Raw genomic sequence first — 12,830 nt, forward strand, 5'->3', positions numbered from 1 at the left:
CATCCGTCGAAGTCGCATCGCCCTTTCGTGCGTGCGCCCCGTTCCTGAGAATCCGTGAGCGGACTATAGCCAGCAGGTAGTACGGCTTGATCCCTCTAAAGTGTGATTTGCAGCCCTCAACCACTCTGGAACAGTCCTTTCGCCAGGCCGACAGATGTCGGCACGGCAAGGATGGCTGAAATTTTCGGTTTGACAAGGCAAGCGCTTGCTTGGTGGGGCTGCCGTGCCCTTTCGGGCACGGCAAAAAGGCCTAAAGCGTGGACAGGAAGGTGCTGTTGTTGCTCTGCCATTCGGTGATGTCGACGCGGATGCGCTTCTTGTCGAGCTTGCCGACGCTGGTCTTGGGAATTTCCGTAACAAGGGCGATCTGGCTCGGGATCGCCCACTTGCTCAAGTGGCCCAGCTCGACGAACGGCTTGAGGTGTTCCTTGAGTTCGCGAGCCCCGATCTGATGCCCTTCGCGAATCACCAGCAGGGCAAACGGCCGCTCACCCCACTGCGGATCGGGAATGCCGACCACTGCTACTTCGCGTACCGCCGCGTGACGGCTGATGAGATCTTCCAGGTCCAGGGAGGAGATCCATTCGCCACCGGTCTTGATCACATCCTTGATGCGGTCACGGATGTCGATGAAGCCCATGTTGTCGAGCGTGGCGACGTCACCAGTGTGCAGCCAGCCGCCGGCCCAGAGCTCGGCGCCCTTCTGCGGCTCGTTGAAATAGCCCTCGGTGAGCCACGGCGCGCGCAGCACCAGTTCGCCCTGGGTCTCGCCGTCGGCCGGCAGGAAGCGCCCTTCGGTGTCGACGATCGCCGCCTCCACCAGCGGGCCCGGCACACCGGCCTTGATCCGGTAGGTGGTGCGTTCGTCTTCGCTGCCGGCCATCAGTTCATCGTTGAGGTGGGCGCAGGACACCAGCGGGCCGGTTTCCGACATGCCGTAGGCAGCGGTGAGCTGGATACCCCGGGCCTTGGCCGCTTCGTAGAGGCTGCGATTCAGGGCACTGCCACCGATGACGATTTTCCAACCGCCGAAATCGGTGTCCTGGGCCCCTTTGGCGTTGAGGACCATTTGCAGGATGGTCGGCACGCAATGGGAAAAGGTGACCTTTTCCTTGCGCCACAACTGGACCAGGAATTCGGGGTCGTAGCGCCCCGGGTAAACCTGCTTGAGCCCGAGCATGGTCGCGACATAGGGCAGGCCCCAGGCGTGGACATGGAACATCGGCGTGATGGGCATGTACACGTCGTTGGTGCCCAGCAGCCGCACGCTGTCGATAGACCCCATGATGGTCGCCACGCCCATGGTGTGCAGCACCAGTTGCCGATGGGTGAAGTACACGCCCTTGGGGTTGCCCGTGGTGCCGGTGGTATAGAACGTGGTGGCGACGGAGTTTTCGTCGAAATCCTGGAACTCGTAGGTGGGGGCGGCGGCGGCCAGCAGTTGCTCGTATTCACCCACCAGGTTCGGCAGGTCGGCGGTTTTCTCCGGCAGGTCGGTCAGCAGCAGGGTCTTGTCCACCGTGGTCAGGTGCCCGGCAATCGCCTGGTACAAGCCGACGAACTCGCTGTTGACCAGCACGAAGCGGTCCTCGGCGTGGTTCATGGTGTAGAGGATCTGTTCCGGTGACAGGCGCACATTGATGGTGTGGATCACCGCACCGATCATCGGGATCGCGAACATGCACTCCAGGTAGCGATGGCTGTCCCAGTCCATCACCGCCACGGTATCGCCGGCCTTGACCCCCGCCTCGGTCAACACGTTGGCCAGGCGCGCGACCCGCTCTATCAGCGTCGGATAGCTGTAGCGCAACTGGTCACGGTAGATGATCTCGCGGGTTTTCTCGTAACGCGTGCCGGACATCAGCAGCCGCTTGATCAGCAGCGGGTATTGATAGGCGCCTTCGGCTGGAGGAATAACGCGAGTCTGCAACATAAGAGTCCCTTTTCTGACTGCACGGTCTTGGCTGGAAGTAAGCACTCTAGAGCGCTTATACACTGATCAAATCAGCCGAAGGAATGATTTGATTGGCACGTAAATACTAGCCTTGGGCCATCCCGCACCAGGTTTCGCAAGCCTTGTGGAGCCAAACCTTGTCAGATCGGGATCCAACAGCGAGCATAGGTATCACGCTAGTTACAAAAGCCAGTGGGAAAAATGCCCTGGCAGGTTTCCAGCATGCCACCACTTTTGGGCAGAGAATAATGAACAACGAACCGGCCTCTTCCCAGGCCACCGAGCCTCAGGGTGCGCCGCTTGTGTCGATCGTGGCCCCTTGCTACAACGCCGGGAAATACCTGGAAGAAGCGATCCACAGCATCTTTGCCCAGGATTACCGGCACCTTGAGGTCATCGTGGTGGACGACGGCTCCACCGACAACAGCCTCGCCATGCTCCGGCAGTTGCAGCAAACCTACGATTTCCAGCTCTACTCTCAGGAGAACCAGGGCGTCAGTGCGGCACTCAACCACGGGCTGAAGCATGCCAAGGGCACTTATGTAGCAACCCCGGACCTTGACGATGTGATGTTGCCCCACTCGATCCGGGTCCGTGCCCAATACCTGGACGAGCATCCGCAGGTGGGCTTCGTCGGCGCGCTGGTCATCTACATGGACAGCGAAGGCCGGACTATCAAGGAGCAACGGCGCGATCACATCCAGGTGTATACCTTCGATGATCTGCTGCGCGACGCCACGGTCATCGGCGCACCCACGGCCCTGTATCGCATGAGCACCCTGCAGCACGCCGGTTTTTATGATCCGTTGCTGCGGGTCCAGGATTTCCAGATCACCCTGCGGATCGCCCGCCTGGGCTATGAAATCCATGAATTACCGATCAGCGTCACGCGCTATCGACGCCACCCCAATAACCTATCAAGGAAATACCGCTTGATGCTCAAGTCGGACTTGCAGGCCATCGAGCCCTATCGGGACCACCCCGCCTACGAGTTGGCCCGCACGGTGCTGGTGCACAAAGCGCTGAAGTACGCCGTAGTCGAGGACCGGAAAGAAGCCTGGCAACTGTTGCGCAGCATCCCGTGGCGTCACTGGAACAAGACCAGTTTCAAGCGCCTCAAGCGACTGGTCTTGCAATTGCCGATGACAAGGTTCCGATCATGAAGTTCTTGCAGAAACTCAAGGAACGAAAGGAGCGAAAGCACCTCAAGCGCCTGGAGAAACTCGAAAGGGCGCCGGAAAAAATCCGTCTGCGCTATCCGAAATACCAGGTCGGGGTGGGCACTTATGGCATTCCCGAGGTGATTGAGTTCGGCAATGACACGACGCTCAGGATAGGCTCTTACACGTCGATCGCCCAAGGGGTGAAGATCCTTTTAGGCGGTGGACATCGTACCGACTGGGTCAGCACGTTTCCATTTCCATTGATGATCGACGAAGCCCGGGACATTCCCGACAGCAATCCGACCAAGGGCGACGTGGTGATTGGCAGCGACTGCTGGATCTGCGCTGAAGCAATGATCCTGTCGGGCGTGACCATCGGCCATGGTGCCGTGGTCGCGGCCGGAGCGGTAGTGACACGCGATGTCGAGCCTTATGCCATGGTGGGTGGCAACCCGTGCCGGTTCATTCGCTGGCGCTTCGAGGAACCCGTGCGTCAGGCCCTGCTTGAGTCGGCCTGGTGGGAGTGGCCGATGGCGGAAGTCAAGGCGGTGTCGCCACTGCTATGCAATGACAACATCGACGCCTTCATGGATTACGTCCGCCAACGGCATTGATCGCTCCACATTCGCGTGGGTGCGATCGCAGGAAAGGCGAAACGGTCAATGCGCCTCGGTAAACGCCAGCTTCACCCCAATGGCGATAAGCACCGCACCCATGGTCCGGTCGAACCAGTGGCCCATGCGCGCAAAACCGGCGCGCACCCGTTGCTGGCTGAACAGCAGCGCCACCAGGCAGAACCAGGCAGCCGTCGCAACCGCCAGATACACGCCGTAACCGGCCTGGACAGCCAGTGGGGTGTGTGGGTTGATCACCACGGTGAACAGCGACAGGAAAAACAGGGTGGCCTTGGGATTCAGGCCATTGGTGACGAAGCCCGAGGTGAACGCGCCGCGAGGGGTACGTTCACCGGCCTCCTTGTGCAGGTTGTCCTCGGCGGGCTTGGCCGGTTGTGCCCGCAGTGCCTTGAAGCCGATGTACAGCAGATACGCGGCGGCGGCCCATTTCAGCGCGTTGAACAGCACGATCGATTGCGACACGATCAGGCCGATACCCAACAGCGAGTACCCCACATGCAGGAAAATCGCCGTGCCGACGCCCAGCGCCGTCCAGGTCCCGGCACGCCGGCCATGGGTCACGCTTTCACGCACCACCACGGCAAAATCCGGCCCGGGGCTGGCAACGGCCAACAGGTGGATCAGGGCGACGGTGAGGAATTCGGTGAGGTACATGGTGGAGCTCCTTGGCTAACGCAATCTCGAAACAAACATCAACTGTGCAGTGAGGGGGCTGTGTGGGAGCAAAGCTTGCTCCCACACACATCTGATAGGCTCGCCACATTACGCCTTCGGTTCTTCACATAAAAGGTACAGCTGATGACGAACACCGCCCGCGCAGTCTTCCTCGACCACCCTTCCCTGGACCTCGGCGATCTGGACCTGGGCCCGCTGCGCAACTGCTTCAGCGACCTGCAACTGTTCGCCCGGACCACGCCGGACCAGGTCATCGAGCGGCTCAAGGGCGCCACCGTGGCGATCACCAACAAGATCGTGATCGATGCACAGGCCATGGCGGCCAGCCCCGAACTGAAGCTGATCCTGATCAGCGCCACCGGCACCAACAATGTCGACCTGGCCGCCGCCCGCAGCCACGGCATCACCGTGTGCAATTGCCAGGGCTATGGCACACCGTCAGTGGCCCAACATACGATCATGCTGTTGCTGAACCTGGCGACGCGCCTGGCCGATTATCAAAAAGCGGTGGGTGACGGTCGCTGGCAACAGGCTTCGCAGTTCTGCCTGCTGGACTATCCGATTGTCGAACTGGAAGGCAAGACCCTGGGCTTGCTGGGCCATGGTGAATTGGGCAGTGCCGTCGGGCGGCTGGCCGAAGCCTTTGGCATGCGTGTGCTGCTGGGGCAGATCCCCGGGCGCCCGGCCCGCCCCGACCGCTTGCCGCTGGAACAGTTGTTGCCGCAAGTCGATGCGTTGACCCTGCACTGCCCGCTCAACGAGCACACCCGGAACTTCATCGGCGCCCGCGAACTGGCGCAGCTCAAGCCCGGTGCATTCGTGGTCAACACTGCCCGTGGCGGCCTGATTGACGAACAGGCCCTGGCCGAAGCCCTGCGCAGCGGTCACTTGGGGGGCGCCGCCACCGACGTGCTCAGCGTGGAGCCGCCGGCCCAAGGCAACCCGCTGCTGGCCGGCGATATTCCACGGTTGATCGTCACGCCACATAACGCCTGGGGCAGCCGCGAGGCGCGGCAACGGATCGTCGGGCAAATGAGCGAAAACGCCCAGGGCTTTTTCAGCGGTACAGCGCGGCGTGTCGTCAGTTGATAAACTGCCGCACTTTTTTCAAGGAGCAGACCATGGATCCGCGCAGTGAAGTACTGCTTCGTCAGGCCGAGTTATTCCAGGGCTCGGTGTTGTTGGCCGGCCTGCCCGCCGATGACCTGCTCGGCCGTTTGCCCGAGGCCCATGGCTGGTGCTGGCATGCTGGAGATCAGGCAGCGCTGGAGGCTCGCTTCCCCGAGCGCAGCCACTTTGGCGTGAACGTACCCGAGCGTGGGTTCGACACAGCCGTGGTGTTCCTGCCCAAGGCCAAGGACCTGACCGACTACATCCTCAATGCCGTGGCGGCGCGCCTGGCCGGTCGCGAGGTGTACCTTGTGGGGGAAAAACGCAGCGGCATCGAAGGCGCGTCCAAACAGCTCAACCCGTTCGGCAAGCCACGCAAGCTCGACAGCGCGCGGCATTGCCAACTGTGGCAGGTCACCGTCGCCAACGCGCCCGAGGCCACGCCACTGGAAAGCCTGGCCCAGACCTACGAATTACCCCTGGCCGAAGGCCCGTTGAAGGTCATCAGCCTGCCGGGGGTGTTCAGCCACGGTCGCCTGGACCGCGGCAGTGCGCTGCTGTTGGAACACCTGGATAAACTGCCCAGCGGGCATTTGCTGGACTTCGGCTGCGGTGCCGGGGTGCTGGGGGCGGCGGTCAAGCGGCGCTATCCGCACAACACCGTCACCCTGTTGGACGTGGACGCATTTGCCGCCGCCAGCAGTCGCCTGACCCTGGCCGCCAACGGCCTGGAGGCCGACGTGCTGACCGGTGACGGCATCGACGCCGCACCGATGGGCTTGAGCGCGATCCTGAGCAACCCACCGTTCCATGTCGGCGTGCATACCGATTACCACGCCACGGAAAACCTGCTGCGAAAAGCAGCCAAACATCTGAAAAACGGCGGCGAACTGCGGCTTGTTGCCAATAGCTTCCTCAAATACCAGCCACTGATCGAGGAGCATCTGGGCGTCTGCGCCATCAAGGCCGAAGGCCAGGGCTTTCGCATCTATCGGGCCAAGCGCGGTTGAAATCTTTTAGGCAACAGCACTTGCTCAATCGGATTTGCCTAGGCAGAATCCGCTCCGTCCTAGGGGAGTAGTCTCCCGCGAGCGCCATGCTCGCCCGGCATACGTCAACATACTTGGTCAGCAGACCATGGCGTATGCGGCCCAAGCGTCCACGCAGATGGTCGCTGGGTTTGACAAGACCTATGACACGCACACCTTACCCGGGGCGGGAAGGCTGTACGTGTCATAGCCGTGTCGACCCGCCCCTTTAGGAATTCCTGATGCTGGACTCACTCCTCGTACCTACTGCTATCGTTGCGCTGGCCGAAATCGGCGACAAGACGCAATTGCTCGCGCTTATACTGGCCGCTCGCTTTCGAAAACCCTGGCCGATCATCGCCGGCATCATTGCCGCAACACTCGCCAACCACGCCGCCGCCGGGGCGGTAGGGGCCTGGGTCAGCGGATTTTTCTCCAATGCGGTGTTGCACTGGATACTGGCGGCAAGCTTCACGGCCACGGCGCTGTGGACCCTGGTCCCGGACAAACTGGACGATGAGGAAGCAAACACGGCCCGCAAGTTCGGACCGTTCCTGACCACGCTGATTGCGTTCTTCCTGGCGGAAATCGGCGACAAGACGCAGATCGCCACAGTAATGCTCGCCGCGCAATACCCGGAGTTGTGGTTGGTAATCATCGGCACCACCGTGGGCATGTTGATTGCCAACGTGCCGGTGGTCCTGGCGGGCAATTTCGCCGCCGAGAAGCTGCCCCTGACCCTGATCCGTCGCCTGGCCGCCTCGGCATTCTTCGTCCTGGCGATCGTGGCGGTGTACAAGGCGATGCAGAGTAGTGGGTGGGTTTGACCCTGTGTCACACCTTGGGCAGAGGATAGCCGTGGGAGCATAGCTTGCTCGCGATAAACGATGACGCGGTCCGATTGAAGTCTGCGTCGCCCCTGTCGCGAGCAAGCTTTGCTCCCACAACGATGCTTACTTCTTGGCCTGCTGATAAAGCGGCATCACCTTCGGAATCGCCGCCTGCAACGAAGCGATACGGCTGCTCGAGGACGGGTGGGTGCTCATGAACTCCGGCGGTGCGCCTTCCGAGGCCTTGGCCATCTTGTTCCACAAGGTGATCGCCGCGTTCGGGTCGTAGCCGGCGCGGGCGGCCAGTTCGAGGCCGATCAGGTCGGCTTCGTTCTCGTTGCCGCGGCTGTTGGGCAAGGTCATGCCGTAGTTGGCGACGGTGTCGGCCAACGCCAGGCTGTCCTGGCCCAGGCCGAACAAGGCGCCAGCGCCCTGCTTGGCCATCTCGATGCCATAGGCCTTGGACATCGCTTCGCGCCCGTGCTCGCGCAGGGCGTGGGCGATTTCGTGGCCCATGATCGCGGCGATTTCAGCGTCGGTCAGCTTCAACTGGTCGATCAGGCCGGTGTAGAACATGATCTTGCCGCCAGGACCGCAATTGGCGTTGAGCTCATCGCTCTTGATCAGGTTCACTTCCCAGTTCCACTGCGCCGAATCCGGGCGGAACACAGGTGCCTGGGCGATCAAGCGGTCGGCAATGACCTGGATGCGCTTGGCATCGTTACTGGTCTTGTCCAGCGCGCCCTGGGCTTTCGCCTCACCCATGGTTTTCTGGTAGGACTGGGCGTACATCTGGTTGACCTCATCGGTCGACAGCATGCTGAACATGTACTGCTTGCGTTCCACGCCCACGGCTCCGCCGCTGGTGGTATTGACCGACTGGCAACCGGTGAGCAGCAGAGCCGCGCTCAGAGCACTCACCATCAATGTCTTGTTCATGTAAAAGAAGCTCCCTGGAAACGTGGGCGTATCCTAGGCCTTGATTTGTATCGGCGCCAGATACAGAACGAGGGATTACAGATTTTTCGGACAGACCCTACACAGTTCATTTGCGACACCCACGCACATGCTCGCCTCGTTCATCGAACCGATCATGATCGATGGCAAGTTCCAGGGCATCGTCGGCGCCGACCTGTCAGTGAACTTCATCCAGGACATGCTCGTGGCCGCCGATGGCAAGTTGTACGACGGCGAAGTGCGCTATGACATCGACGAAGAACACGGGCATATCGAGGTGTACATGCCATTCGGCATCGGCGAGACCAACGCCCGCTGGGTGTGCACAAGCAGATGTCGGAGATCGATCAGGTCGCCACTGCCGTGCACGAAATGACCGCCACCGCCCAGGACGTGGCCCGCAACGCGACCCAAGCCGCCCAGGCCGCCAGCCATGCAGACCAGGCTGCCAGCCAGGGCATGCAGATCGTGCGGGACACCGCCACCTCCATCGGTGCCCTGACCGTGGAAATCGGCAAGGCGGTGGGCGTGGTGCAGACCCTGGCCAAGGACAGCGAGAACATCAACGCGATCCTCACCGCCATCCGCGGGATCGCCGAGCAGACCAACCTGCTGGCCCTCAACGCCGCCATCGAAGCCGCCCGGGCCGGTGAACAGGGCCGTGGTTTCGCGGTAGTCGCCGATGAAGTGCGCAACCTGGCGCAAAAGACGCAGCAGGCGACCGAAGAAATCCAGACGATGATCCAACAATTGCAACAAGGCACTCGGGATGTGGTGCGGGTGATGGAAGACAGCCAGAACCGTACCGACGAAAGCGTGCAGCATGCGGCGAAAGCGGCCCAGGCCCTGGAAACGATCACCCAGGCCGTGTCGGTGATCAACGACATGAACACCCAGATCGCCAGCGGCGCCGACGAGTCCAGCGCGGCCAGCGCCGGGTTGACCAAACTGGCGGAGCAGCAGCGGCGGTTGATCAATCAGTTCAGGGTCTGATCCAAAGGCCCCATCGCGAGCAAGCTCGCTCCCACAGGGGGATGGGCGGTGGCATGCCGATTTGTGAACGCAGCAGAACAACTGTGGGAGCAAAGCTTGCTCGCGATGGCGTCGTCACGGACAACAAAACCGCTATCGCGAGCAAGCTTTGCTCCCACAGACTCCCACAGGTTCAATGCAGGGGTTTAGAGTTCGCCGAGGGCTTCTACCAGCGCTTGGTTCTGCTCCGGTGTGCCGATGCTGATCCGCAGGAACTGGGCAATCCGCTCCTGTTTGAAGTGCCGCACGATCACCCCCTGCTCCCGCAGTTTCGCCGCCAACCCTGCCGCATCGTGCCGAGGGTGGCGGGCGAAGATGAAGTTGGCCGCAGAGGGCAGCACTTCAAAGCCCTTGGCTTGCAGTTGGGCCACGACCCATTCACGGTGCTCGATGACCAACTGGCAGGTCCGGTCGAAATGCTCGCGGTCGTCGAACGCCGCCGCGCCGCCGACATTCGCCAGGCGATCCAGCGGATAGGAGTTGAAGCTGTTCTTGATCCGCTCCAGCGCTTCGATCAGGTCCGGATGGCCCACCGCCAGGCCCACGCGCAGCCCCGCCAGGGAGCGGGACTTGGACAGGGTCTGGGTCACCAGCAGGTTCGGATAGCGATCCACCAGGCTGATGGCCGTCTCGCCGCCGAAGTCGATATAGGCCTCGTCGACCACCACCACCGAATCCGGGCTGGCCTTGAGGATCTGCTCGACCGCTTCCAGCGCCAGCAGGCAGCCGGTCGGCGCGTTCGGGTTGGGGAAAATGATCCCGCCATTGGGTTTGGCGTAGTCTGCCGGGTCGATCCGGAATTGCTCATCCAGCGGCACCGCATCGAACTGGATGCCGTACAGTCCGCAATACACGGGATAGAAGCTGTAGCTGATGTCCGGGAACAACAGCGGCTGGTCGTGCTGCAACAGGCCGTGAAAAATGTGCGCCAGCACTTCATCCGAGCCATTACCCAGGAACACCTGGTTGCTCTGCACGCCGTAATATCGGGCCACGGCGCCTTTCAGCAGGTCACTGTTGGGATCCGGGTACAGGCGCAGGTTGTCGTTCAACTCGGTCTGCATGGCCGCCAAGGCCTTGGGCGATGGGCCGTAGGGGTTCTCGTTGGTATTGAGCTTGACCAGCCGGGTCAGCTTCGGCTGTTCACCCGGCACGTAGGGCACCAGGTTCTTGACGAACGGGCTCCAGAATTTACTCATTTCAGTTCCCCTGCCGTTCAACGGATGGCTCGTCAATGGATGGCTCATCAAGAATGCGGTACTCGGCACTGCGCGCGTGGGCGCTCAGCGATTCGCCACGGGCCAGCACCGAAGCGGTCTTGCCCAGTTCGGAGGCGCCCTGCTCAGAGCAGAAGATGATCGACGAACGTTTCTGGAAGTCATACACCCCCAGCGGCGACGAGAAGCGCGCGGTACCGGAAGTCGGCAGCACGTGGTTGGGGCCTGCGCAGTAGTCACCCAGGGCCTCACTGGTGTGGCGTCCCATGAAGATCGCACCGGCGTGACGGATCTGCGGCAACCAGGCCTGCGGGTCGGCGACCGACAATTCCAGGTGTTCCGGCGCGATACGGTTGGCGACTTCGATGGCCTGCTCCATGTCGCGGACCTTGATCAGCGCGCCACGGCCATTGATCGACGTATTGATGATCTCGGCGCGGTCCATGGTCGGCAGCAGCTTGTCGATGCTGGCCGCGACCTTGTCGAGGAACTCGGCGTCCGGGCTGACCAGGATCGCCTGGGCGTCTTCGTCGTGCTCAGCCTGGGAAAACAGGTCCATGGCGATCCAGTCCGGGTCGGTCTGGCCGTCGCACACCACGAGGATTTCCGAAGGGCCGGCGATCATGTCGATGCCAACCTGGCCAAACACGTGGCGCTTGGCGGTGGCGACATAGATGTTGCCCGGCCCGACCACCTTGTCGACCCGCGGCACGCTTTCGGTGCCATAGGCCAGCGCAGCCACGGCCTGGGCACCGCCGATGGTGAACACCCGGTCCACACCGGCGATGCAGGCGGCGGCCAGCACCAGTTCGTTGATTTCACCGCGCGGGGTCGGGACGACCATGACCACTTCGGTCACGCCGGCGACCTTGGCCGGGATGGCGTTCATCAGCACCGAGGACGGATAGGACGCCTTGCCGCCCGGCACGTACAGGCCGGCGCGGTCCAGCGGCGTGACCTTCTGTCCCAGCACCGTGCCGTCGGCTTCGGTGTAGCTCCAGGAGTCCTGTTTCTGCCTTTCGTGATAGTCGCGCACCCGGGACGCGGCCTTTTCCAAGGCTTCGCGCTGGGGCACGGTGATCCGGGTCAGGGCCAGTTCCAGGCGCTCGCGCGGCAGGATCAGGTCGGCCATGGACGCCACTTGCAGGCCGTCGAACTTCTGGGTGAATTCCACCAGGGCAGCATCGCCACGCTCGCGCACAGCCTTGATGATGTCCAGCACCCGCTGATTGACCGAGTCGTCAGACACGCTTTCCCAGCTCAGCAGATGATCCAGATGATGTGCGAAATCCGGGTCGGCAGCGTTGAGTCGGCGAATCGAAGTGGGAGCGGTCATAGCGAGGGCCTCATTAATGGCAAATGCTCAGGCGCCCTAAGCTACCAGTCCATTCGCGTGGGCACCTGAGAAAATTGGCTATGACACGGATAGACGGGCGCGACTCAAGGTCGCGCAGGTGAATCAGCCGCGGTGTCGCGATTCCACTGCCTTGCGCAGGGTATCGATCAGAGCCTGGATACGGGCGTGCTGCATTTTCATCGAAGCCTTGTTGACGATCAGCCGGGAGGTGATGTCGGCGATGAAATCCTGGGGTTCCAGGCCATTGGCCCGCAGGGTGTTGCCGGTGTCGACCACGTCGATGATCTTGTCCGCCAGGCCGATCAGCGGCGCCAGCTCCATCGAACCGTACAACTTGATGATATCGACCTGACGGCCCTGCTCGGCGTAATAACGCTTGGCAATATTGACGAACTTGGTCGCCACGCGCAAACGCCCCTTGGGCTCCGGCGCGCCAACTCTACCAGCGGTCATCAGCTTGCAGCGGGCGATCTGCAGGTCCAGGGGCTCGTACAGGCCCTGGCCGCCGTATTCCATCAGAACGTCCTTGCCGGCAACGCCCAGGTCGGCGGCGCCATGTTCCACGTAGGTCGGCACATCGGTGGCACGCACGATCAGCAAGCGCACGTCGGCCTGGGTCGTGGGGATGATCAGCTTGCGGCTTTTGTCCGGATTCTCGGTCGGCACGATGCCCGCTTCAGCCAGAAGCGGCAGGGTGTCGTCAAGGATGCGGCCCTTGGACAGTGCGATGGTCAACATGGGAAACGTCAGTCCTTATCAAGGTACTCATGCCCGGTCGCAAGCGGCGCCGGACACACATCGAGGGTGCAAACACCCTCGATGTGAAACAAAATCAACGGACACATCCTTGTGCCCACGGAAAGTGCCTGCGC

General features: G+C 61.8%; 13 protein-coding genes and 1 riboswitch. Of the genes, 7 read left to right on the forward strand and 6 right to left on the reverse strand.

All coding sequences use genetic code 11. The annotated features are described in order from the left end of the window. Positions 1 to 250: 250 nt before the first annotated feature. Positions 251 to 1,933 carry a fatty acid--CoA ligase gene (locus AB4O22_RS22000; protein WP_460097163.1) on the reverse strand — a complete coding sequence of 561 codons (1,683 nt, stop codon included), beginning with the start codon at positions 1,931 to 1,933 and terminating at the stop codon, positions 251 to 253. Between the two features lie 269 nt (positions 1,934 to 2,202). Between AB4O22_RS22000 and AB4O22_RS22005 the strand changes: the two genes are divergently transcribed. Further along, on the forward strand, positions 2,203 to 3,117 hold the full coding sequence (locus AB4O22_RS22005) for a glycosyltransferase family 2 protein (protein ID WP_223471491.1): 915 nt from the start codon (positions 2,203 to 2,205) through the stop codon (positions 3,115 to 3,117). Continuing rightward, entirely contained in the window at positions 3,114 to 3,731 is a 618-nt protein-coding gene (locus AB4O22_RS22010) for a CatB-related O-acetyltransferase (protein ID WP_223471492.1), read from the forward strand. The genes AB4O22_RS22005 and AB4O22_RS22010 overlap by 4 nt, the downstream gene beginning before the upstream one ends. A 45-nt stretch (positions 3,732 to 3,776) precedes the next feature. Here AB4O22_RS22010 and AB4O22_RS22015 read toward each other — a convergent pair whose 3' ends face one another. Further along, positions 3,777 to 4,406, reverse strand: a complete 630-nt coding sequence (locus AB4O22_RS22015) for a LysE family translocator (protein ID WP_460097165.1) — start codon at positions 4,404 to 4,406, stop codon at positions 3,777 to 3,779. Positions 4,407 to 4,550: 144 nt separating this feature from the next. On the opposite strand from AB4O22_RS22015, the gene AB4O22_RS22020 reads away from it, so the two are divergent. The 3 genes from AB4O22_RS22020 (at position 4,551) to AB4O22_RS22030 (ending at position 7,392) form a co-directional block, all read left to right on the forward strand. Beyond that, on the forward strand, positions 4,551 to 5,516 hold the full coding sequence (locus AB4O22_RS22020; RefSeq protein ID WP_460097167.1) for a 2-hydroxyacid dehydrogenase: 966 nt from the start codon (positions 4,551 to 4,553) through the stop codon (positions 5,514 to 5,516). 32 nt (positions 5,517 to 5,548) lie between these two features. Further along, positions 5,549 to 6,547, forward strand: coding sequence for a class I SAM-dependent methyltransferase (locus AB4O22_RS22025; protein WP_223471495.1), 999 nt, complete (start codon positions 5,549 to 5,551; stop codon positions 6,545 to 6,547). 49 nt (positions 6,548 to 6,596) lie between these two features. Beyond that, positions 6,597 to 6,719, forward strand: a riboswitch (yybP-ykoY riboswitch). A gap of 88 nt (positions 6,720 to 6,807) precedes the next feature. Next, complete coding sequence (locus tag AB4O22_RS22030) at positions 6,808 to 7,392, forward strand: TMEM165/GDT1 family protein (protein ID WP_003197879.1); 585 nt, start codon at positions 6,808 to 6,810, stop codon at positions 7,390 to 7,392. Between the two features lie 126 nt (positions 7,393 to 7,518). Here AB4O22_RS22030 and AB4O22_RS22035 read toward each other — a convergent pair whose 3' ends face one another. Continuing rightward, on the reverse strand, positions 7,519 to 8,334 hold the full coding sequence (locus tag AB4O22_RS22035; RefSeq protein ID WP_003197877.1) for a M48 family metallopeptidase: 816 nt from the start codon (positions 8,332 to 8,334) through the stop codon (positions 7,519 to 7,521). A 127-nt stretch (positions 8,335 to 8,461) separates the two neighbouring features. Between AB4O22_RS22035 and AB4O22_RS22040 the strand changes: the two genes are divergently transcribed. Both AB4O22_RS22040 and AB4O22_RS22045 read left to right on the forward strand, forming a co-directional pair. Then, positions 8,462 to 8,728, forward strand: coding sequence for a hypothetical protein (locus AB4O22_RS22040; RefSeq protein ID WP_223471496.1), 267 nt, complete (start codon positions 8,462 to 8,464; stop codon positions 8,726 to 8,728). Positions 8,729 to 8,811: 83 nt separating this feature from the next. Next, a complete protein-coding gene (locus AB4O22_RS22045; RefSeq protein ID WP_460097740.1) occupies positions 8,812 to 9,345 on the forward strand; it encodes a methyl-accepting chemotaxis protein in 534 nt (177 codons plus the stop codon). 185 nt (positions 9,346 to 9,530) lie between these two features. Here AB4O22_RS22045 and hisC read toward each other — a convergent pair whose 3' ends face one another. The 3 genes from hisC to hisG all read right to left on the reverse strand — a co-directional run bounded on the left by hisC (position 9,531) and on the right by hisG (position 12,696). Beyond that, on the reverse strand, positions 9,531 to 10,583 hold the full coding sequence (gene hisC, locus AB4O22_RS22050; protein ID WP_003197873.1) for a histidinol-phosphate transaminase: 1,053 nt from the start codon (positions 10,581 to 10,583) through the stop codon (positions 9,531 to 9,533). A 1-nt stretch (position 10,584) separates the two neighbouring features. After that, a complete protein-coding gene (gene hisD / locus AB4O22_RS22055; RefSeq protein ID WP_223471497.1) occupies positions 10,585 to 11,937 on the reverse strand; it encodes a histidinol dehydrogenase in 1,353 nt (450 codons plus the stop codon). Between the two features lie 123 nt (positions 11,938 to 12,060). After that, positions 12,061 to 12,696: an ATP phosphoribosyltransferase gene (gene hisG / locus AB4O22_RS22060; RefSeq protein ID WP_223471498.1), complete on the reverse strand. Its 636-nt coding sequence runs from the start codon at positions 12,694 to 12,696 to the stop codon at positions 12,061 to 12,063. Positions 12,697 to 12,830: the final 134 nt, after the last annotated feature.

This window comes from Pseudomonas sp. S3_B11, assembly GCF_054667715.1.

Bases quoted from the DNA above. Each gene is read 5' to 3' on its own strand.
- AB4O22_RS22030 (WP_003197879.1), top strand. From the start codon at position 6,808: ATGCTGGACTCACTCCTCGTACCTACTGCTATCGTTGCGCTGGCCGAA.
- AB4O22_RS22010 (WP_223471492.1), top strand. From the start codon at position 3,114: ATGAAGTTCTTGCAGAAACTCAAGGAACGAAAGGAGCGAAAGCACCTC.
- AB4O22_RS22015 (WP_460097165.1), bottom strand. From the start codon at position 4,406: ATGTACCTCACCGAATTCCTCACCGTCGCCCTGATCCACCTGTTGGCC.
- AB4O22_RS22040 (WP_223471496.1), top strand. From the start codon at position 8,462: ATGCTCGCCTCGTTCATCGAACCGATCATGATCGATGGCAAGTTCCAG.
- AB4O22_RS22045 (WP_460097740.1), top strand. From the start codon at position 8,812: ATGCAGATCGTGCGGGACACCGCCACCTCCATCGGTGCCCTGACCGTG.
- AB4O22_RS22025 (WP_223471495.1), top strand. From the start codon at position 5,549: ATGGATCCGCGCAGTGAAGTACTGCTTCGTCAGGCCGAGTTATTCCAG.
- hisC (WP_003197873.1), bottom strand. From the start codon at position 10,583: ATGAGTAAATTCTGGAGCCCGTTCGTCAAGAACCTGGTGCCCTACGTG.
- AB4O22_RS22005 (WP_223471491.1), top strand. From the start codon at position 2,203: ATGAACAACGAACCGGCCTCTTCCCAGGCCACCGAGCCTCAGGGTGCG.
- hisG (WP_223471498.1), bottom strand. From the start codon at position 12,696: ATGTTGACCATCGCACTGTCCAAGGGCCGCATCCTTGACGACACCCTG.
- AB4O22_RS22000 (WP_460097163.1), bottom strand. From the start codon at position 1,933: ATGTTGCAGACTCGCGTTATTCCTCCAGCCGAAGGCGCCTATCAATAC.
- AB4O22_RS22035 (WP_003197877.1), bottom strand. From the start codon at position 8,334: ATGAACAAGACATTGATGGTGAGTGCTCTGAGCGCGGCTCTGCTGCTC.
- AB4O22_RS22020 (WP_460097167.1), top strand. From the start codon at position 4,551: ATGACGAACACCGCCCGCGCAGTCTTCCTCGACCACCCTTCCCTGGAC.
- hisD (WP_223471497.1), bottom strand. From the start codon at position 11,937: ATGACCGCTCCCACTTCGATTCGCCGACTCAACGCTGCCGACCCGGAT.